General features: G+C 43.4%; 18 protein-coding genes and 2 tRNA genes. 11 read left to right on the top strand and 9 right to left on the bottom strand.

Going from position 1 to position 18727, the window contains the following annotated elements; genetic code table 11:
- Positions 1–14: 14 nt before the first annotated feature.
- The gene (locus F986_RS05050) at positions 15–1817 is read right to left on the bottom strand and encodes an ABC transporter ATP-binding protein (protein WP_004692727.1); all 1803 of its coding nucleotides are present in this window, start codon (positions 1815–1817) and stop codon (positions 15–17) included.
- A gap of 128 nt (positions 1818–1945) precedes the next feature.
- On the opposite strand from F986_RS05050, the gene F986_RS05045 reads away from it, so the two are divergent.
- Complete coding sequence (locus F986_RS05045) at positions 1946–2578, top strand: alpha-ketoglutarate-dependent dioxygenase AlkB family protein (protein ID WP_004692726.1); 633 nt, start codon at positions 1946–1948, stop codon at positions 2576–2578.
- Positions 2579–2584: 6 nt separating this feature from the next.
- Here the strand turns inward: F986_RS05045 and F986_RS05040 are convergent, their stop codons facing one another.
- The gene (locus F986_RS05040; RefSeq protein WP_004692725.1) at positions 2585–3355 is read right to left on the bottom strand and encodes an IclR family transcriptional regulator; all 771 of its coding nucleotides are present in this window, start codon (positions 3353–3355) and stop codon (positions 2585–2587) included.
- Positions 3356–3803: 448 nt separating this feature from the next.
- On the opposite strand from F986_RS05040, the gene F986_RS05035 reads away from it, so the two are divergent.
- Genes F986_RS05035 through F986_RS05025 form a run of 3 tightly spaced genes read left to right on the top strand, consistent with a single transcriptional unit; the run spans position 3804 to position 7137 of the window.
- Entirely contained in the window at positions 3804–5885 is a 2082-nt protein-coding gene (locus F986_RS05035) for an FUSC family protein (RefSeq protein WP_004692724.1), read from the top strand.
- 2 nt (positions 5886–5887) lie between these two features.
- On the top strand, positions 5888–6094 hold the full coding sequence (locus F986_RS05030) for a DUF1656 domain-containing protein (RefSeq protein ID WP_004692723.1): 207 nt from the start codon (positions 5888–5890) through the stop codon (positions 6092–6094).
- A gap of 35 nt (positions 6095–6129) precedes the next feature.
- Entirely contained in the window at positions 6130–7137 is a 1008-nt protein-coding gene (locus tag F986_RS05025) for an HlyD family secretion protein (RefSeq protein WP_004692722.1), read from the top strand.
- Between the two features lie 123 nt (positions 7138–7260).
- Here the strand turns inward: F986_RS05025 and ruvX are convergent, their stop codons facing one another.
- The 3 genes from ruvX to recN all read right to left on the bottom strand — a co-directional run bounded on the left by ruvX (position 7261) and on the right by recN (position 10025).
- Positions 7261–7704, bottom strand: coding sequence for a Holliday junction resolvase RuvX (gene ruvX, locus F986_RS05020; protein WP_004692721.1), 444 nt, complete (start codon positions 7702–7704; stop codon positions 7261–7263).
- The gene (locus F986_RS05015) at positions 7697–8251 is read right to left on the bottom strand and encodes a YqgE/AlgH family protein (protein ID WP_004692720.1); all 555 of its coding nucleotides are present in this window, start codon (positions 8249–8251) and stop codon (positions 7697–7699) included. Before F986_RS05015 ends, ruvX begins: the two co-directional genes overlap by 8 nt.
- A gap of 112 nt (positions 8252–8363) precedes the next feature.
- A complete protein-coding gene (gene recN, locus F986_RS05010) occupies positions 8364–10025 on the bottom strand; it encodes a DNA repair protein RecN (protein ID WP_004692719.1) in 1662 nt (553 codons plus the stop codon).
- Positions 10026–10416: 391 nt separating this feature from the next.
- Between recN and ppnP the strand changes: the two genes are divergently transcribed.
- The 3 genes from ppnP to F986_RS04995 all read left to right on the top strand — a co-directional run bounded on the left by ppnP (position 10417) and on the right by F986_RS04995 (position 12582).
- Positions 10417–10740: a pyrimidine/purine nucleoside phosphorylase gene (ppnP, locus tag F986_RS05005; RefSeq protein WP_004692718.1), complete on the top strand. Its 324-nt coding sequence runs from the start codon at positions 10417–10419 to the stop codon at positions 10738–10740.
- Between the two features lie 142 nt (positions 10741–10882).
- Positions 10883–11632 carry a 23S rRNA (guanosine(2251)-2'-O)-methyltransferase RlmB gene (rlmB, locus tag F986_RS05000; RefSeq protein ID WP_004692717.1) on the top strand — a complete coding sequence of 250 codons (750 nt, stop codon included), beginning with the start codon at positions 10883–10885 and terminating at the stop codon, positions 11630–11632.
- 32 nt (positions 11633–11664) lie between these two features.
- Entirely contained in the window at positions 11665–12582 is a 918-nt protein-coding gene (locus F986_RS04995) for a DMT family transporter (RefSeq protein WP_004692716.1), read from the top strand.
- 13 nt (positions 12583–12595) lie between these two features.
- Here F986_RS04995 and coaE read toward each other — a convergent pair whose 3' ends face one another.
- The 4 genes from coaE to pilB are packed head-to-tail and all read right to left on the bottom strand — an operon-like array spanning position 12596 to position 17031.
- Positions 12596–13195 carry a dephospho-CoA kinase gene (gene coaE / locus F986_RS04990; protein ID WP_004692715.1) on the bottom strand — a complete coding sequence of 200 codons (600 nt, stop codon included), beginning with the start codon at positions 13193–13195 and terminating at the stop codon, positions 12596–12598.
- A 6-nt stretch (positions 13196–13201) separates the two neighbouring features.
- Entirely contained in the window at positions 13202–14062 is an 861-nt protein-coding gene (locus F986_RS04985; RefSeq protein ID WP_004692714.1) for a prepilin peptidase, read from the bottom strand.
- Positions 14062–15288: a type II secretion system F family protein gene (locus F986_RS04980; RefSeq protein ID WP_004692713.1), complete on the bottom strand. Its 1227-nt coding sequence runs from the start codon at positions 15286–15288 to the stop codon at positions 14062–14064. Before F986_RS04980 ends, F986_RS04985 begins: the two co-directional genes overlap by 1 nt.
- Before the next feature lie 30 nt (positions 15289–15318).
- Positions 15319–17031, bottom strand: coding sequence for a type IV-A pilus assembly ATPase PilB (gene pilB, locus F986_RS04975; RefSeq protein ID WP_004692712.1), 1713 nt, complete (start codon positions 17029–17031; stop codon positions 15319–15321).
- A 279-nt stretch (positions 17032–17310) separates the two neighbouring features.
- Here pilB and tpiA point away from each other — a divergent pair, with 279 nt between their 5' ends.
- The 4 genes from tpiA to F986_RS04955 all read left to right on the top strand — a co-directional run bounded on the left by tpiA (position 17311) and on the right by F986_RS04955 (position 18709).
- Positions 17311–18102 carry a triose-phosphate isomerase gene (gene tpiA, locus F986_RS04970; RefSeq protein WP_004692711.1) on the top strand — a complete coding sequence of 264 codons (792 nt, stop codon included), beginning with the start codon at positions 17311–17313 and terminating at the stop codon, positions 18100–18102.
- Between the two features lie 13 nt (positions 18103–18115).
- A complete protein-coding gene (gene secG, locus F986_RS04965; RefSeq protein ID WP_004692710.1) occupies positions 18116–18445 on the top strand; it encodes a preprotein translocase subunit SecG in 330 nt (109 codons plus the stop codon).
- Positions 18446–18498: 53 nt separating this feature from the next.
- Positions 18499–18583: transfer RNA gene (locus F986_RS04960), tRNA-Leu, on the top strand.
- Positions 18584–18632: 49 nt separating this feature from the next.
- Positions 18633–18709 (top strand) — tRNA-Met (locus F986_RS04955).
- Positions 18710–18727 lie beyond the last annotated feature (18 nt).

Genomic DNA, 18727 nt, shown 5'->3' with positions numbered 1-18727 from the left:
AAATTGTGCCAGAACTAACTATGCGTTTCTTCCTCAGTATCATCTTCAAAAGTCTTGGCAATTTTTTCAATATTGAGGCTCTTGGCCATGGCATCGAAAATTTCCTTATAGACCCCATCCTGACGGTACAGCGCTTCATGTTCTCCATGTTCAGCAATACAGCCTTCCTTCATGACATAGGTATAATCTGCATCGATAATTTGTGACAAACTATGCGAAATAATAATCACCGTTCGCCCTTGTTTGATCTCATCGAGGCTCTGTTTAATTTGCTCGCTAGCAATCGCATCGAGGCTGGCGGTCGGTTCATCGAGAAAAATAATCGGTGGGTTTTTGAGGAACATACGTGCCAGTGCAATGCGCTGTTGTTGCCCGCCTGAGAGCATCAGTGCATCGGATTGGTAAGCTGCGGGGAGCTGCAAAATTTGTTCATGAATAGAGGCTTTTTCTGCGGCAGCATAGACTTCGTCATCACTGGCATTGATTTTTCCATAGCGAATATTGTCTAAAATACTGCCTTGGAAAATGTGATTTTTCTGTAAGACGAGGCCAATGTGATCGCGTAAATAGGCGGTGTCGATGTCTTGTAAATCAATTCCATCGAGCTCAATTTTTCCTGCATCAGGCTGATAAAATTTATCTAATAGGCTAATTAAAGTGGATTTGCCTGCACCAGATAAGCCCACCAACGCTGTAATTTTGTTGGGTCGAATTTCCATGTTGATTTGTTTTAAAGCGTGATGACCATTGGGGTAGAAAAAATCGACATTCTTTAGGCTGAATTTTCCCTGAATTATGGGTTTGAGCGCACCACTTTGCTCGATTTCATCATCTGCTTCTAAAATTTTAAAAAAGCTTTCTGCGTAAATCATTGCATCATTTACTTCATCATAAATACGGTGTAATGAACGAATTGGCGCAGAGACATTATTAAACAGCAAAATATGAAACATGATCATGCCAATGCTCATTTTCCCATCGAGCACAAAGTACGCCGTGAGGATGATGATCAGCACAATCCCGATTTGTTCAATAAAGGTCTTTAAGCCATCAAATAAAAAGCTGAGTTGACGCGTTTGCATCTGGTTATCGGTCAGTGCTTTTTGCAGTTTCAGTTGCTTGGTCGATTCAATGGACTCTCGGTTAAAGGACTTAATCACGCTAATCGACTGGATAATACTGAGAATGCCTTGGCTCTTTTTTTCACGGCCATCACGCAGGTTGCGTCGCCATCCGCCCAGTTTCTTAGCTTGTTGCAAGGTTAGCCAAAAGTAAATCGGGATAATACTGGTCGCCACCAAACCGACGTAGAAGTTGGCATAGTACATCAGCCCCAGTGCCACAATGGCACTGCTAAAAAGTGGCAAAATATCGATAAAAAAGATTTGCACCAGACGGGTGAGTGAACCAATGCCACGGTCAATCCGCGTTTGTAGCTTACCTGCTTGGTTCTGATCGGCATTAAAAAAGGCCAAACGGTAGCTGAGAAATTTTTCGATAATGCTTTGCGCCAAATCTTGTGATACCAGAATGCGGAGCTTTTCCCCATAAAACTTTTGACCAAACTGCACCAAGGCACTGATGATTTCTTTACTGAGTAAAATCACAGAAATGGTGATCAAAATATGGAGGCCTTCGGTCAGTCCTTGGCCTTGTTCGACCAGACGGTTGATACTGTCGACGGCGTATTGCAAAGTTAGAGCATTGACCTGCGCGGTGAAGGAGCCAATCAGCGTCAGGATCAAGGTCGCAATCACCAATATCCGATAGGGACGGACAAAGGGGCGAAGCTTTTGAAACAACTGCCAAAGGTTCATACATGCTTCTTTTTATTGTGAAAGTTCACATGAGTGTATGCATAAGGATGCTAGGCGACAAGCTGTGACTTTGTTTTGATTTGTGTCGCTCTGAATTCAGTTAAACTGTTTGCAGAGGAGGAAAAGTCATGACCTTAGATCTGTTTAGTCCTGAACCGCAAGCAAACTTGCTCCCATTCGATGGGCAGGTGCAGGACTTGGGCTTGATTTTAACGGCAGAGCAAAGTGCGAAATATTTGGATTATTTTTTAGCACATTTGGCATGGCAACCTGACGAAGTCGTACTGTATGGCAAACGTTATGTCACGGAACGAAAAGTGGTGTGGTATGGCGATGCCGAGTACCAATATCACTATTCGGGCAGTGCCAAGCAAGCACTGTTATGGAATCCAGCTTTGTTTCGTTTAAAACAACATATTGAGCAACTGGTGGGACATCCATTTAACTCGTGCCTAGCCAATTTATATGAAAATGGCAGCCAAGCCGTGGGCTGGCATAGTGATGATGAGCCTTCACTACGTTCGCCGCAGCAAGAAAATGTGGTGATTGCCTCACTCAGTTTTGGCGCAACCCGTAAGTTTTGCTTTAAGCACAAGTTTAAACCAGAGAAAGTCGAGCTGATGTTGCATAGCGGGCAATTGATCGTGATGCGTGGACAGACCCAGCGCTACTGGAAACATGCTTTGATGAAATCCAGCAAAATCACTGAGCCACGTCTGAATTTAACCTTTCGCTATTTCTATCCAGCGCTTCAAAGCTAAGTAAAATTAAGCTTCAATATTATGCAATAGATGGCATTTCTGTTCGATCTGTAAGGCGCTATGTCTTAATATTTCAACCATTTTTTTCAGATCCACAAATTCAAACCGGTTTTTCGAAGCCAATAAGGTCAGTGCCAACGGTGTATCTTTGGGTGAAAATTTGACAGGTACAGACAGACTGGCAAGGTTGGGGTCGAACTCGCCATTGGAAAAATAATAGCCCTGTTTCTTAATGGCTTTCATTTTCTGTAAAAATTCATCTTGGCTCGCAGCAAAATTGACCTCGGCCAGCTGAGCCGAAAATTTTTGATAATATTCAATAATTTTAGCTTTGCTGAGCTGTGAAATCACCACTTTAGGCGATGAACCCAAATACACGGGACGTGGGCAACCACGCCCATAAGAAAATAACTCAAGGTCTTTAAAGACTTCACCATATAGGTCAATACAGTGTTCTGCGTTGAGCTGGGTGAGGATACAGCAAAACTCCGTTCGCTCAACAATGTCTTGCATAAAAGGAATGCTGATTTGTAAGAGTGGGTCTGTGGTTCGAGAGATATAGTCCAAAACAGCAATTTGAGAGCCTAAAGTATAGTCACCGCTGGTTCCACTTAAGCGCTGTAAAAGTCCTGCAGATACCAATTCCTTTAAGTAACGATAACTGGTGGGTTGTGATAGTCCCAGTTCGGCACTGATGATATCGACATTGATAATCGGGCGTGACACAGAAAAGAGGTCTAAGACAGTGAGAATTTTACCGAAACTTGAAAGTGCCATAAGAACCTACTTAGTCAAAATAAATGCCATTTGAACGACAGTTACTATATAACAAAAACCCTAGACTCGACATGGCTTTCGTTCTGGGCGCATGGCTTTCGTGGACTTTTATCAGCATTTGTAATGCAATAAAAAGGGTGAAATATGATCTTAAAAATATGTAAATTATCATATTAAGATATTTTGATTGACAAAAAACTATATTTTTGGAAAAATTATCATTACAAATGTCTTTTAATGAATAATGCTTTTGTTATTTATTGAGCTATTTTCTTTCCTTTCAACATGGCGCTGTCTTTGACCATGTCTGTAAAAGACTTCATTTATTTGAATCATTTTTTCATCCGTTTTCGCATGAGGTGAGGACGAAGTGATGCTGTTTGTCTGAGCAATGCTGTGTGGAAGAATTGTTTAAATGTTGTCATTCAGTGCATTTAGAGATGAATTTATGTTCCTCACCAAACAGTTACTCGCATTCCGCCCAAATAAATTGGACTGGATTTTTGCGACGAAAACCTTTTTGGCAGGCATGCTTTCACTTTATGTCGCATTTTCATTAGATTTGGCTTATCCCATTTGGGCGATTGGAACGGTCTTCGTCATCGCAAACCCCTATGCGGGTATGACCTCCTCAAAAAGTCTTTATCGGGTGTTGGGAACGTTGTTAGGAGCAATTGTTTCGATTGCAGTCACGCCAAACCTGATCAACACTCCTGAATTGTTCACATTATTTTTAGCCACATGGGTCGGGTTTTGTCTATATTTTTCATTGTTGGATCGGACGCCGCGTAGCTATATTTTTATGTTGGCGGGTTATACCACGGTCATTATTTGCTACAACATTGTCTATAACATTGAAACCACCTCCATGTTTGATATGGCGATTGGTCGCTGTATTGAAATCACTGTGGGAGTACTGTGTAGTGCAGTGGTGAATGCGGTACTGTTTCCCATGCATATTGGTCCCGTAGTCAAAACCCGTGTTTCACAGACTTTTCAAGACACCCGAGCGGTTTTTGATCAGATTTTGACAGATGATGTTAAGGCCATTAATTACAGCACTACACTTAGTCATATCACGCGGGATATTGCCGATATTCATGTGATGGCTGTGCACTTGAGCTATGAAAAATCGACCTTGCAGGGCATGACCAAACCGCTCCAAGAAATGCTGCATCAACTCAGTATGTTGGTGACAAACTTGGTGGCCATGGCCGAGCGAATTCAGCAGTTAGATCACATTGACTCACGCTACCGTCCAGCTTTAGAAAAGGCGCATGCAGAGATTGTAAAATTTTTACAAAGTGATCAGGTCATTTTAGAGCAGGACTTAAACCAGCTACCTGAGCAGTTTGAGTCGAGTTTTCAAGCCGTGTTTGATAGTGCCTTGCCACAGCAGCAAGTCATGTTGGCCAGTTTAAAAATGGATGTGCGTCATTTCACCCAAAATATACGTGCTATTAAGTTGATTTGGCAGCGTATCCAACAGGGGGATGACAACTTACCCGCAATCGTGACCCCGATTAGTACAAACTATCCCAACTTACATCGAGATCATGGCGTAGCCGTGCGTGGCGGCATTTCAGCTTTTATTGTGGTGCTTGTGGCGACTGGCTTTTGGATTGTCAGTGGTTGGAAAGCGGGTTTTATGATGGCAGAGATGGCCGCTATTTGTGCCTGTATTCTGACCAGCATGGACAATCCTGTTCCTGCCTTAAAAATCTTTATCCGTGCCAGTCTATATGCGGCGATTATTGTCTTTATTTATGCTTATGGCATCTTTCCGCACATTAGTGCTTTTTGGATGTTGGCTGTGGTGTTGGCCCCTTTTTGTATGTACTGTCTGATGCTGTTTTTACATCCACCACTCACAGGTTTAGCGCTACCTTTGATAATGGGTGTGGTCATGGGCTTAAACCTGCAAAACCGTTATCACCTTGATCAAGTGATGTTTTTTGATGCATCGATTGGGACGGTGCTTGGCCCCATCATTTCTGTCTATGTGATTCACTTGGTGCGTGCGATGTCGCCGGATATTACTGCCAAGCGAATCTTGTCTTTACATTATAAAGCGATACGACAAGCGCTTTACTTGCCTTATGGGGTGGAATTTAGAGTGCATTTGCGCAGTATGTTGGATCGGATAGGCGTACTGAATACCAAATTGGTACAGTCCGATCGTTTGAAGCAAAAAATCAATTTGGCCCTGATTGAATCCAGTGCAGTGATTGATTTAACTCGGGTGCAAGAACTGATTGAAAAAATGCCTATGCAGGCCTCTATCACGCTGCATCTACAAGAACTACAAAGCCAAATGGATGCTTATTTCTACGCTAAAGAATTAGACCATAGCGACCTACAGGTCAGACAACACATTTTGGACAAAATTCAGATCATTCAGGCCGAGCTTATACAGCTGCAAGACCTAAGCATTGCTCGGCGTTTGCAAGTTTCACTGAATAATATTCAAAGCAGTCTCTGTCATGCGACATGGGACGAAATGTCTCAAGTCCGTTTGCTGGGAGCATAACGATGGGTGAACTTAATATCTATGGTGTGTATGTGCCAGTTTTGGTCATTCAGGCGGTATTGGCCTACATCGTATTACGGTTACTCATGCGGGTGACCGATCCTTGGGTCGACAAAGGCTGGATTTTTTTACCCAGTATTTTTTATTTATGCCTCTACATTACTGTGCTTGGCGTAGTCCATTGGGGTTTTATCGTGAGCTTTGCCTAAGCGCACATCTGATTGAAATGAATGAGGTAAAAGAAATGGCATCCTTTGATTGGCGTAAACTGAGCCGTCCCATCACTTTAGTGCTGATTGCGGGTATCGCGATCGCGGTACTCGTGCATCTTTGGCATTATTATAATGCTGAACCGTGGACACGTGATGGGCGGGTTCGTGGTGATGTGATTCAAGTGTCTTCCGATGTTTCAGGCTTAGTCACTGAAGTTTTAGTGCACGATAATCAAAGCGTTAAACAAGGGCAGGTGCTGTTTAAAATTGATGTGGCACGTCAGGCGCTTGATGTGGAACAAGCCAAATCAGACTTGGCTAAAGCCAAAGCCAGTTTGGCTGCTGCCGAAGCGGAGTTGTTTCAAAGCAAAGCCAATTTGACCAAATCACAAGCCAATAGTCACTTGGCCGATAAAAATGCAGAACGCTATGCCAATTTGATGGATGGTGCTATATCAAAGCAAGAACAAGATCAGATGTTTGCCGTACGAGATCAATCACATGCCGAACATGAACAAATGCAAGCGGCGATTCAGCAGGCCAAAGCCAATATTGCGCAGCAACAGGCATTAATCGATGTAGCCACCAGTAATCTACATTTGGCTGAATTAAACTTAAACCGTTCCGAAGTGGTGGCACCAGCCGATGGCACACTGTCTAATTTTGAGATGAAAGCAGGGAATTATGTCAAAGTGGGGCAAGCGGTAGCGGCATTATTAGATCGCTCGCAGCTTTATGTGGTCGGTTATTTTGAAGAAACCAAGCTAAATAAAATTTATCTCGGTGCGCCTGCGACTGTACAGTTGATGGGCGACTCAAACATCTTAAAAGGACATGTGCAGGGGATTGCTTCAGGCATTGAAGATCGTGAACGAACTACAAGTACAGGTTTATTGGCCAATGTAAACCCAACCTTTAGTTGGGTGCGTTTAGCGCAGCGCGTTCCTGTGAAAATTGCACTGGATGATATTCCGAAAAATGAATTGGCCTTTGTCGCTGGGCGAACCGTGACGGTACATATTACAGAGTCACAGCACTAAATTAGCCTCTGTTCAGTTCAAAAAAAAGCATCCAATGAGGATGCTTTTTTTTGAATACTATTTGCTGTGTTGAGGACAGTATCAATCATAAAGCCCATGTCATTTGTTTTAAGAAAGTCTTACTTAAGGTGTAAGACCCTCAGGATCGCGATACCAGCTTTCAATAAACAATGTTGCGGCAAGGCTATCAGCAGAAAGTTTTTTACCTCGGCCTTGCGCATGGTAATGGCTCAGCTCATCACGGGCTGCACGAGTACTTAAGCGTTCATCCACCATCCATGTTTCAATATTGGTTTGATGACGTAAACGACGTGCGAACTTACGTGCTCGAGCAGATAATTCTGACTCGCTATCATCCATATTGAGTGGTAAACCGACTAAAAATACATTGGGCTGATATTGTTTAATAATTTTATGCAGTTCATCCCAGTTGGGGATGCCATCTTTCATTGGAAATAAAGCCAAAGGTGTTGCACTTTCAATCAATTCTTGACCGACTGCCATGCCCATTTTTTGTGTACCGAAGTCAAATGCCATAATCATTTGGGGCGTGTTTAAATCAGGCATGTCCAATCTCAGAAGACAACCATGTTCGATCCAGTCCGAGCTTTTTATAGGCAGCATCCCAACGGTCGTCATAAGGAATATTAAAAATCAAATCCATATCAGCATCGCAGACTAGCCAATCACCACGAGACAGCTCATCTTCCAATTGGTTTTTGGTCCAACTGGTATAGCCCAAAGCAATTTGATAGCGACCCACGCCTTCGTTATGCGCAATCGCATCTAAAATATCTTTAGACGTGGTGATACAGATATTTTCGCCCACAGCAATCGAAGAGTGCCATGTCGGCTGGCCCGTATGTAAGACAAAGCCAGCTTCTGGACGCAAAGGCCCACCTTGGAGAACATCGTGTGGTCGTACATGATCGGCTTCAATTTCAAGATCATTGAGCAGTTCTTTGACTGAAAGTCCTGAAGGGCGGTTGATGATGATGCCTTGAGCACCTTCCTCATCGTGTCGGGCCAAATAAATCACGGTATGGGCAAAGACTTCATCTGCCATATCGGGTGGGGCAATGAGACAGCGATGCGTCAGATATTGTTTGCTCACCTAAAGGCTTCTCCTTGAAATTAAAATGCTTCTAGTCAAATGTTGTTATCTACCACGTTACTAGACTAATGCACTTTCTCCAAATCTTTTTTTGTGATCCAGTCTACATAAATTAGGCGGATTGAAACTTCAACTGACGTAATTGCTTGGCATGTTGTAGTGTAGTGTCATTGATTTCAACGCCGCCTGTCATGCGTGCGAGCTCATCGATACGCTCATCTTCTTCTAAGTTTAAAATGGTGCTACTGGCAGGGTCGGTCTGACGTTTTTTCACCAACAAGTGCTGGTCGGACTGTGCTGCAACTTGAGCTTGGTGGGTAATACACAGAATTTGCACATGCGAACCCAAGTCGGCCAAGAGACGACCAACAATTTCGGCTGTGCCACCACTAATACCGACGTCAATTTCATCGAAGACTAAAACTTCAGCTTCAGTTTTTTCAGCATTCATCACTTGCATCACCAACGCGATACGTGACAACTCACCCCCTGAGGCAACTTTGGCCAAAGGTTGCGGTGGGATGCCTTTGTTGGCGGTGAATAGCAATTGGATAAAACTTAGGCCTTCACTAGAAACCTGCTCCATTGGTTCAAACTTAAACTCAAAGTGCGCTTCAGGCAGAGCCAATTGTTTGACCTGTTCGGTTAAATGTTTTGCCAAGGGTGCGGCTGCATCGCGACGAATTTGATCGAGATGCTGGGCTTTATTTAACAGGTCCTGATGCGAGACTTCAACTTGCTCAGCAAGTGTTTCTGGATCTTCTAATAAATGGAGTTGTGCCAGTTCAGATTGCCATTGTTCATGTTCTTGTTTTAAGTGTTCTGGCTGCGTGCGGTACTTACGGGCAAAACGGTGGAACATCTCAAGCTGGGTGTTCAACTCTTCCATGCGTTCTGGGTCATAACTTTGACGGTCAATAAACTGACGGAGATTAGCCGTGGCATCGTCAAGCTCACTTTGTGCATTCAGCAAAGAAGTATGAATCTCAGCCAATTGTTCACTGCGTCCTGCATGTGACTCTAAGCGGCGAATGATGCTGGAAATTTCTTGATTAATATTTTGTTCAGCATCATCTAAGGCCGTAACAGCATAACTACAGTCCTGCATGATATTTTCATGATGCGACAAGCGGTCGAACTCTTGTTCAATCTCTTTATAGTCGATTTGCACCACATCTTCGAGTTCTTCTAATTGTAAACTCAAGGTATCCATACGCTGTTTACGCGTGGCTTGAGCATCCAATGCTGCTTGGTGCTGACGAATGTCTTTTTGCCATGTGCTATAGGCTTCACGCACAGCATGCGCTTCTGGGTAGAAGTTATGATAGAGATCTAACCAGCGTCTTGGATAAGGCGGTTCTAATAGCTGTTGTTGACTGTGTTGACTATACAGTTGTACCAGCAAACGCCCGATTTCTTTCAATTCAGCTAAGCTGCTCGGACGACCATTAATCCATGCTTTACTGCGGCCAGTGGCAAAAATAACCCGTCTTAGATGAATTTCTCCTGACTCATCATCTAACTCATGTGCCTTTAACCATACGGCTTCAGGACTGTGTTCTTGATAACTAAAAATAGCGGTGACATCGGCTTTGTCTGAACCGAAACGGACATAGTTGGTGTCAGTCCGTTCTCCCAGACAGGCGGACAGTGCATCTAGCAATAATGATTTGCCTGCACCTGTTTCCCCAGTCAGGACATTAAAACCTTGATCGATATCAAGTGCTAAGTGATCGGCTAAAGCAAAATTAATTAAAGTTAAATGTGTCAGCATAAACGCATCCGAGCTGCGAAAAGTTTTAGTTTAAGATAGTGAAGTTTTATTCAGCCGACAAGACGGCAACGCTATTCGTTTTGTGCAAAGTCGGCTTATTTTAGCGTGAATCTGAAAGTCGACCTAGCAGATTTTTTTAATCCGACTGTTATAGCAAACACAGCACAAACTTGTGGGTATGCAGTGTATACAGAAAGAGCACGACTCAGGGAACGGATCGCATTGGCAAAAAACAAGCCAAAATAGGCTAGAAATTGAGGCAATTGTACGATGGTCGGACTTTAACAAAATATTGGTTGAGGGGAATAAAACATCGATTGATTAGTTAATCGCACATCTTTAAACTAGCACATCAATATGATTATAAATGCGCATTATCTGGAGTGTATGCATGTCAACTCAGTTCGATCATGTCTCTGTCATTAAAAAATCCAATGTTTATTTTGGCGGTTTATGCATCAGTCATACTGTGCAATTTGAAGATGGCACCAAAAAAACGTTAGGGGTTATTCTTCCGACAGAGCAAGCTTTGACGTTTGAAACACATGTAGCAGAGCGTATGGAAATTATTTCAGGCGAATGCCGTGTACAAATTGCTGACAGCGAAGAGAGCGAATTGTTCCGCGCAGGTCAGTCTTTTTATGTGCCTGGCAATAGTCGTTTTAAAATTGAAACTGACGAAGTGTTGGACTACGTGTGCCATTTAGAAGGCTAAGCCTTCAACTGATACTCGCCAAGTAATTTCAAGCGAAATCGGTTAAACTATCTGTTGCACAGCAATCCTGTAAAGTCAGCTTTACAGGATTTTTATTTTTGGCACATCGTGTCGATGGTCATTTATCTTTTAGAGGTCCTACATGGCTAAACCTGAATATTTCTATGGCGTTCATTCGGTGGAGTCATTGTTGGAACTTGAACCTGAACGTGTACTGACACTTTTTACCTTAAAAGGGCGCGACGACCAGCGTTTAAAGCGTGTACTTGAGTTGGCTGAACCGTTTGGTATTAGCGTACAACAAACCGGTCGTGATCGATTAGAAAAAATGGCGGGCTTGCCATTTCACCAAGGGGTTGTGGCTGCGGTCCGTCCTAATCCAGTTTTCAATGAAAAAGATTTAGAAGCCTTACTGAAACAATCGCCAAATTGTTTATTGCTGGGTTTAGATCAAGTCACCGATCCGCATAACCTAGGCGCATGTATCCGTACCGCGGCGGCAATGGGCGTTGAGGCCGTGATTGTGCCTCGTGATCGTTCTGCAAGTTTGACCCCGACCGCGCGCAAAGTTGCGGCAGGTGGTGCTGAAAAAGTTAAATTTATCCAAGTGACCAATTTGGCTCGGACTTTAGCGCAAATTAAAGATGAGTTTAATGTGCGTGTGGTCGGTACCATGTTGGATGAAAAAGCCTTGCCGCTACAACAGTTCGATTTTACTGGAACGGCTGTATGTGTGGTGATGGGTGCTGAAGATACTGGTCTGCGTCCCATTACCCAGTCTCAATGCGATCAAACGGTTTATATTCCGATGGCAGGAAATCTACAAAGTTTGAATGTCAGTGTAGCAACGGGTATGGCTTTGTATGAAGCATGCCGTCAACGTAATGTCTAAGATTTTTTAATTCCTGATTCAATGTAAGCCCAATGATGACCCCTCAAAAACAAGGCTATATCTTTATTGCCATCACCATGTGTATTTGGGGGGGATTTACCTTAACGGCGCGGCTCAGTGCCAATTGGGGTATTGGTGCGTGGGATATTACCGCCTTACGTTTTCTGTTGGCGTTTTGCATCTTAATGCCAATCTTGATCTATAAAAAAGATACCGCCTTTTTGTGGAAGAAAGAGCCTTTTATTTTGGCGATGATTGGAGGGGTGTGCTACTGCATCACCGCTTATAGCGCTTTTCATTATGTGCCTGCGGCACATGCTGCGATCTTTCTCAATGGCTGCATTCCACTTTGTACAGCTGTTGCAGCTTATCTGCTATTTCGACAACCCTTTGACCGGCATATTTGGCTCAGCCTCAGTATTATGTTGCTCGCACTGACGGCCATGAGTGGACTGATGTATCAAGAAACAGGTATTGCTTTTAGTTTAGGTGATGGCTTGTTTTTCCTCAGTGCTGTGCTGTGGGGAACATTTACCGTTTTATTAAGACAATGGAAACTGTCAGCATGGCACTCCATGGCTGGTGTTGCGGTTTGGGCTGCGATTGTTTTTGTGCCAATTTATGTTCTATTCCTCCCCAAAACCCTAGCGCATGTGCAACCTGTGCAATTGATTGCTCAGGTGGTATTTCATGGCGTGTTTGTGGTCATCGTGGCGACCCTTACTTATGTGGAAGCCATTAAGCGTTTGGGGGCATTTAAAACAGGCAGTATTGTGACGTTGGCGCCTTTTATTGCTGCGATTATTGCGGTTCCTTTGCTCAATGAACCTTTGAGTGTTGCGATTTTATGTGGTCTTGTAGGAATGGGAATCGGGGCCTTGCAGCCATGGCGTTGGATACGGCAGGACAGTCTGAAAGCCCAACTTGAACAACAAAAAAAGCAGTCATAGTCGACTGCATTTTTTAGACTTCTGAATGGGCCAAATATTTTAAATGCAACGGTCTGAGTTGTGCGTATAAGTGTTCCAAGTGTCCATCATTTACCACAATATCATCAGCTAACGCTTGTTTTTGTTCACGGGACATTTGCGCTTTAATGATGGTTTGAATTTGCTCAATGGTTTGATGGTCGCGCTGTGAAGCGCGGAGAATCTGGATATCAATTGAAGCATCGATCAGAAGCGTATGTTGCGTCAGTTCATGCTGATTAGTTTCAAAAAGTAGCGGTGAAACCAAAATCGCATAAGGGCTGGTTGCAGTTTGTAATTGTTGCATGATGGACTGACGAATTGCAGGGTGGGTGATCTTTTCCAATTGCTTACGGGCAGACGGGTCCTGAAAAATGTGTTCACGTAAAGCGCGTCGATTCAGTTCGCCGTTGTCCAGTAAGACCCAATTGCCGAAGTTGCTTTGAATTTGCTGAAGTGCAGGCTGACCTACAGCAACAATTTCTCGAGCAACGACATCGGCATCGACTACTTGTATGCCTTGTTGTTCAAACCAGTGGCTTGCGGCAGATTTTCCACTGCCAATCCCGCCTGTCAGACCTAAAATAAATGACATATTATTTTAATTGCCTAAGTAAATTTTCATAATTTGCTCACCCCACAAAAAGGCAATCCATCCTGCGATGGCAATATATGGGCCAAAAGCAAAAGGCTGATTTTCTTTGCGCACTTTGAGCAGAATGATGCCGATAATGGCACCTACGAAAGAAGAAAGTAGCACAATCAGCGGCAGCAGCAAAGGCCCCATCCACGCGCCTAAAGCAGCAAGTAACTTAAAGTCGCCATAACCCATACCTTCCTTGCCTGTGAAGAGCTTAAACAGATAGTACACGATCCATAAGCATAAAAAGCCAATGATATAGCCCCAAATGGCCGCTGTCGGCGTGGTGTAAATCGCATAACTATTGATACCTAAACCTAGACCTGCAAGGGTGAGGGTATAACGATCAGGTAAAAGTTGAGTGTCAAAATCAATAAAGGTTAAGGCGATTAAAATGTACGTGAGTACGAGACCGAACAGCATTTGGATCGTTGGGCCAAAGACTGCAACCACGACCAATGCACAAATGGCGGTCAGGAGTTCAATCGCAGGGTAGCGAATGCTGATCGGGTTATGGCAAGTACCACACTTTCCTCGTAGCAGGAACCAACTCATCACAGGGATATTTTGATACCAGTGTATGGCACTTTTGCATTTGGGACAGGTTGAGGCAGGCTTGCTCAACGAGAGTTTCGTTTCATCAATAATTGGCTGCTCAGGATGAAGCAGAAGTTGGCAGTCGGTGCGCCATTCTTGTTCCATCATTTTTGGAGTGCGATAGATCACTACATTCAGGAAACTACCAATGCACAAACTAAAAACTCCAACGGCGAAATACAGCGCCATTGGAGTATTGATCAGATAGGAAATTATTTCTTGCATTAAACCACAGAACCCATTTGGAAGATTGGTAGATACATGGCAATCACTAGGCCACCCACAAGTACACCCAAGACCGCCATGATCAGAGGTTCCATCATTGCCGTTAAGCCATCCACCGCATTATCGACTTCATTTTCATAGTGAGTTGCAACTTTATCCAGCATCGCATCGAGTGCACCAGACTCTTCACCAATGGCTACCATTTGTACTGCCATTGATGGAAATTTATTGGTGGCACGCATCGCGAATTGAAGTTGTTGTCCTGTTGCGACATCTTCACGGATTTTCATCACGGCTTCTTCATAGACCACATTGTTGGTTGCACCTGCGGTAGACTCTAGGGCATCAATTAAGGGCACACCCGCAGCAAAGGTTGTAGACAGGGTGCGACTATAGCGCGCGATAATTGCTTTATAGACTAAATCACCGAAAATTGGGGCTTTCAGCGCGGCTTTATCCAGCATGTCACGAAACTTTTTACTGCGCTTTTTGGTTTCAAGTAAAGCGGTAATCACAACACCAACGACAATAATCAAAATGAACCAGTATTTCTGCATCCATTCAGACATATTTACCACCATTTTAGTGAATGCAGGTAAATCCGCACCAAAGGAGCTGAATAAATCTTGGAACACAGGGACAACTTTGACCATCAAAATAATGGTCACGATCACCGCAACCACAACCACGGTTGCTGGGTACTTCATGGCTTTTTTAATTTTTTGCTTTAACAATTCACTTTTTTCTTTATAGACCGCCACACGATCCAGCATGGTCTCAAGCGCACCTGATTGTTCGCCTGATTCAACCAATGAACAGAATAAGTTGTCAAAATATTGCGGATATTTTTTGAGTGCTCCGGCAAAGGTATTACCACCTTCAACTTCACCTTTAATACCGAGGACAACTTCACGCATAGATGGGTTTTCTAGGCCTTCAGCCACAATTTCAAAGCCTTGAACCAGCGGTACACCCGCTTTCATCATGGTTGCGAGCTGTCGAGTGAAAATCGTGATGTCTAGTGTCGTCACTTTTTTCTTCATTATGCCTTCAAGAATATTCTTTTTCTTTTCTCGAATACTCTTGATGGTAATCCCTTGTTTGCGCAAAGTAACTTTGGCGAGGGCAAGATTACGTGCAGGCAATTCCCCTTTAATTTTTGCCCCTTTACGATCAATCCCTTCATAATTGAAGGTTGGCATCATCTGTGCTTTTTTGACAGCCATGCATTTATCCTTATTCTTTCAATATTTCAACTATTCGCTGGTTACACGATTCACTTCTTGTAAGGAAGTGACCCCCTGCATAACCTTGAGTAAACCTGAACGACGTAAATTGTTAAATCCTAATTTTGCAGATGCTTCCGCAATCTGTAAGGCATTGCCATCTTCCATAATAATTTTTGAAATTTCTGGCGTGACTTTCATGACTTCATAAATACCAACACGTCCTTTATAGCCTTCACGGCACTCAGCACACCCCACCGGTTGATAAACTTTGAAGTCTGGATCTTTGATATCTGTGGAAGTAAAGCCCATTTCGAGCAAGCTTTGTTCAGGAATATCGACAGCGGCTTTGCATTGGCTGCATAAGCGGCGTGCCAAACGCTGTGCAATCACCAAATTGACCGAGGTCGCAATGTTAAAAGATGGAACCCCCATATTACGTAAGCGGGTCAGGGTTTCAGGTGCACTATTGGTGTGGAGTGTCGACATGACCATGTGACCTGTCTGTGCGGCTTTAATCGCGATTTCAGCCGTTTCAAGGTCACGAATCTCACCCACCATTACAATATCAGGATCCTGACGTAAGAAGGACTTCAGCGCAGCAGAGAAGGTGAGGCCGACTTTATTGTTCACATTGACCTGATTAATGCCTTCTAAGTTAATCTCAACAGGGTCTTCCGCAGTTGAAATATTGGTGTCTTCTTTATTTAGAATATTCAAACCTGTATACAGCGATACCGTTTTACCTGAACCTGTCGGGCCAGTAATTAATAACATGCCTTGCGGTTTGTCTAAAGCCTGCATAAATAGGTCTTTTTGATCTGGTTCATAACCTAAAGCATCAATCCCCAGCATAGCACTGGATGGATCGAGAATACGTAGAACCAGCTTTTCGCCAAATAAGGTTGGAAGTGAGTTGACACGGAAGTCGATGGCTTTGCTTTTCGACAGCTTTAATTTAATTCGGCCATCTTGCGGGACGCGCTTTTCAGAGATGTCCATTTGTGACATAACTTTTAAACGTGAGGCAAGACGAGTCGCCAGTTGTAATGGCGGACTGGCAATATGACGCAGAACTCCATCTACACGGTAACGAACACGGTAAGATTTTTCATAAGGCTCAAAGTGTAAGTCTGAGGCGCCCATACGAATCGCATCGATCAGTAATTTATTGATGTATTTGACGATCGGAGCTTCATCCCCTTGAGGTGAGTCATCTTCTTTGTCATTTGAGTTCTGATGGTCTTGCTCTAAGTCTAAATCAATATCTTCATCAGAAAATTCAAAGCTATCGGCTTGCGCGAAATTTTGTTCGATTAGTTTTTCAAGTTGAGGATGTTCAACAATAATCGCTTCAATGTTCATTTTAGAATTGAAACGAATCGCGTCCATCGCATCCATGTTGGTTGGATTGCTAGTGGCGATATAGAGGATATTGCCACGACGGTAAATCGGCAACACACGATGCTTGGTGATAAGTTTGTCTTCGACCAGATCCCGTAGAATTTGTACAGAATCATAGACACTTAAGTCAAAAACAGGCTCGCCAAACTCTAAAGAAATCGTTTCAGCGATCATTTGTGGGGAGAGTTTATGATTTTCAATCAGATAAGGAACGATGTCTTGCTGAGCTTTTTTTGCAGAGAGCATTGCCAGCTGCATATTTTCAGCAGTCATGCGTCCGTCTTCGACTAAGCGTCGAATGAAGCCTGTGAACTTAGGCAAACCATTTGATACTGACATTCCCCAGATCCTTAACTTCTCAATTGTTTATAATTGGTATCGTAAAATTATACTTTTGTTGCACAAAAATACCATATCTGAAAGTGTTGTCACCACCTTAATATCGATTAAAAGCATGAACTGGTCGTGATAGCAGGCGATTTTTTTACAAAAAGATGTCTTTATTTTCATTCGTATTATTTTGATTGCCGAAGAAATTCTAGAAGAAAACTATCTTTGAAAAATAAATACCGTGTAGAATGAGGCCGTTTTAATGAACTGTTTTGAATAGGGTGCTGTATGTCGGGTTCGACGATTAAGCCATGGGTTGTCGGCAATTGGAAGATGAACCCAATGCAGGCAGATGCCAAGCAATTGCTTCAAGAATTTAAACAGCTCTTGCAAGAAAATGAAATAGCAGAAGAAAAATGTAATATTGGGCTTGCGCCTGTGATGCTGGCTTTGACTTCAACGCAGGCTGAATTGGCGAATGCTGCACGTTCAGTTTTTACTGTGGCGCAAGATGTTTCGCGTTTTGGCAACATGGGTGCATATACCGGTGAGGTGAGCGCAGAGCTGCTCAAAGATAGTCAAATTGAATATGTTTTAATTGGTCACTCAGAACGTCGTGAATATTTTGCCGAAAGCGCGGCAATTTTAAATGCGAAAGCTCAAAATGCCTTAAATGCGGGTTTAAAAGTTATTTACTGTGTGGGTGAAAGCTTAGAACAGCGTGAGTCTGGTCAGGCAGAAATGGTGGTTTTACAACAAATTTGCGACTTAGCTAGTGTGGTAACGGCAGAGCAGTGGCCTCATATTGTGATTGCCTATGAGCCGATTTGGGCCATTGGTACAGGAAAAACTGCTTCGCCAGAAGATGCACAAACCATGCATGCTAAAATCCGTGAAGGTCTCACGCAAATTACCAGTCATGGCGCGAACATGGCCATTTTATATGGTGGTAGTGTAAAAGCTGAAAATGCAGTAGAGTTAGCGGCCTGTCCAGATATCAATGGTGCACTCGTCGGTGGGGCATCTTTAAATGCAACGTCGTTTTATAAAATTGTCGAAGCATTTGCAAATACAAAATAATTAGGAGTTCAGCATGCAAACTTTTGTGCTGGTAGTACATATTATCTTAGCTGTGTTGATGATCGTGCTGATTTTGGTCCAGCATGGTAAAGGTGCAGATGCTGGTGCTTCGTTTGGTGGTGGCGGTGCTGCGACTGTATTTGGTGCATCAGGTTCAGGTAATTTCTTGACCCGATTGACTGCAGTTTTGACGGCCTTGTTTTTTATCACCAGTTTGTCACTTGCTGTGTTTGCCAAAAAGCAAACCACAGATGCCTATAGCTTAAAGTCAGTGCAAACGACAAGTTCTGCACCTGCACAATCGACTGAAACTTCGCCAGCTGCACCTAAAACAAGCGAATAATTGGAATTAGTCCTTTCTTTTTTGTGATGATGCTACTAGAATGCGTCACAGCTGCGGTGGTGGTGGAATTGGTAGACACGCTACCTTGAGGTGGTAGTGCTTTCGGGCGTGGGGGTTCAAGTCCCCCCTTCCGCACCAACTTATGAATCCAGAAGATTAAGTTGGTGTATGCAGCAAATTTTGTTGATGCGGGATGGAGCAGTCTGGTAGCTCGTCGGGCTCATAACCCGAAGGTCGTTGGTTCAAATCCAGCTCCCGCTACCAATCAATCTTATTTTAGAA

This window comes from Acinetobacter johnsonii CIP 64.6, assembly GCF_000368045.1.
Classification (GTDB): domain Bacteria; phylum Pseudomonadota; class Gammaproteobacteria; order Pseudomonadales; family Moraxellaceae; genus Acinetobacter; species Acinetobacter johnsonii.
Note: the sequence above shows the minus strand (reverse complement) of the source record. Positions and strands in the feature narration are given on the sequence as shown.